At 37.6% G+C, this 2,481-nt stretch carries 2 protein-coding genes and 1 pseudogene; all 3 read right to left on the bottom strand.

Annotation, left to right across the window (positions count from 1 at the left end; translation table 11 throughout):
• Positions 1-178, bottom strand: a pseudogene (locus AC1DTM_RS22755) (homoserine kinase); the annotation flags it as partial.
• Positions 175-1,233, bottom strand: coding sequence for a threonine synthase (thrC, locus tag AC1DTM_RS22760; RefSeq protein WP_016104575.1), 1,059 nt, complete (start codon positions 1,231-1,233; stop codon positions 175-177). The gene thrC and the pseudogene AC1DTM_RS22755, both read right to left, overlap by 4 nt.
• A partial coding sequence (locus AC1DTM_RS22765) for a homoserine dehydrogenase (RefSeq protein WP_477000946.1) occupies positions 1,226-2,481 on the bottom strand: 1,256 nt, incomplete at its 5' end. The genes thrC and AC1DTM_RS22765, both read right to left, overlap by 8 nt.

Consider the following 2,481-nt stretch of genomic DNA (forward strand, 5'->3'; position numbering starts at 1 on the left):
CAATTAAATTTTTATCGTCTGTTGGAATTGAATCGTCAAAAGAATGTATCACTTGCCACTTATCAGCTTCTCCCTTTACACTCACTTCTAAATATAATGACAAAGCTATTCCAACAGAATCAAATCCAGGTCCAACATTCGCTGTACTAGCAGGCACACGTACTCTCAATGGTATCACGACATAATCACCCCTTTTATATGTTCTTTAATTTGTTCTATATCATTTGAAACACTTACAATATCTAATTTATTAGAAGAAATTGCGATATCAGGATCTTTCAAACCATTTCCAGTTAATACTGCAACTACTGTTTCTCCCTTTTTGATTTTTCCAGATTGAACATGTTTCATTACGCCAGCTAATGAAGCATTTGATCCTGGCTCAGCGAAAACTCCTTCCGTTTTTGCTAGCAATCTATACGCATGTAATATTTCCTCATCTGATACCATATCTATCTCACCTCGAGACTGCTCAGCAGCCTCTACTGCATATGACCAACTCGCTGGGTTACCAATGCGTATTGCTGTTGCAATTGTTTCAGGTTCTTCAATTACATGTCCTTTTACAATTGCAGCTGCCCCTTCCGCTTCAAAACCGTGAATTCTTGGCTTCTTATAGCCTTTTTCTTTCTCGTATTCACAGAACCCTTTCCAATATGCTGTAATATTCCCAGCATTTCCAACAGGGATAGCTAGAACATCTGGTGCGTTTTGCAACTGGTCACAAATTTCAAATGCCGCTGTTTTTTGCCCTTCAATTCGATAAGGATTCACTGAGTTTACTAATGTTATCGGCTCTTCTGCAGCAATATTTCTTACAGCTCTAAGTGCATCATCAAAATTCCCTTCTATTGAAATAATCTCCGCTCCATAAGCAACTGCTTGCGCTAATTTCCCATGCGCAATTTTCCCTTCTGGTATTACGATAATACATTTCATCCCGAGGCGTGCCGCATAAGCTGCAGCCGATGCCGATGTATTACCTGTAGATGCACAAATGATTGCCTCTGCCCCTTCTTCTTTCGCCTTTGCAACGGCCATTACCATACCACGATCTTTAAAAGAACCTGTTGGATTCGCTCCTTCATACTTTCCGTATAACTGAATCCCTAATTGTTTTGATATATTTAATAATGGAATAAGGGGTGTATTTCCTTCCATTAAGCTGACATCAGGTGTGTTTTCATTCACTGGTAAATAAGAAGCATACTGTTTTAATAGTCCTTTATACATATTGTTTTTCCTCCTCAATAATGTAGTAACTGTTTATTTCACTTGCGACATCTTCTATCGCCCCTAAAACTTGTTCGAATTGATATTTTGAAGTTCGATGCGTCACAACAACGACTTCTGCAAGCTCACGATTCAAAGGTAATTGAATTACCTCTTTTAAACTCACAGAATAATCAACGAAACATTCTGTTATTTTTTGTAACATTCCAGGCTCATCTCGTAATGAAATACGCAAAAAGTATTTCGAAACTACTTCTTCATCTCCTTGTAATTCATACGGCTCCGGTTCTTTTAATACACTTTTATTTTTCGGAACTCGATTCATATTTTTAACGATTGAAATAATGTCACTTACTACAGCAGAACCAGTTGGTAACTTCCCAGCTCCAGGTCCGTAAAACATCACTTCTCCTACTGCTTGACCGTGAACATACACCGCATTGAATTCATTATTCACATTCGATAGCGGATGATGACTTGGTAATAAAGTCGGTTCTACACTTAAGTGAATGGATGATCCTTGTTTTTCAGCTTTACCAATTAATTTCATAGTAAATCCTAATTTTTCGGCCATCTCTAAATCTTCTTTTTCAACCTTTCGAATACCTCTAACTTGAACATCATCTAAAGAAACATTCATCGAAAAACCTAAGTTAGCAAGAATTGCTACCTTTCTCGCAGCATCTAGCCCATCTACATCCGCTGTTGGATCGGATTCTGCGAAACCTAATTTTTGTGCCTCCTGTAAAGCCTCTTCATACGACCATCCATTTTGACTCATCTTTGTTAACATGTAATTTGTTGTTCCATTTACAATTCCCATTATTTTTTCAATTTGATCCGACGCTAGCCCGTCTGTTAATCCTCTTAATATTGGAATCCCACCCGCTACACTTGCTTCATAACATAAATCACATTCATTTTTATTTGCCAATTGCAAAAGCTCCGCACCGTATACGGCCATTAAATCTTTATTTGCTGTTACGACATGTTTCTTACTTTGCAAAGCCTTCATAATATGTTGTTTCGCTTCTTCAATTCCGCCCATGACCTCTACTACAATATCAATATTTGAATCATTTAGAACTTCATCGACATTACTTGTTACTACGATTCCATCAATGCAAACATCACGTTCTTTTTCCAAATCACGTACAACGACTGTCTTTACCTTTACTTCATATCCTGTATCAAGAGCAATCTTTTGATAATGTTCTTTCAAAATATGGACAACACCACTTCCGACAG

It is taken from the genome of Bacillus sp. P4_D3 (genome assembly GCF_056401855.1).

What these genes read in the sequence shown, in the direction of transcription:
- thrC (WP_016104575.1), bottom strand. Translation starts at nt 1,233, where the DNA reads ATGTATAAAGGACTATTAAAACAGTATGCTTCTTATTTACCAGTGAAT.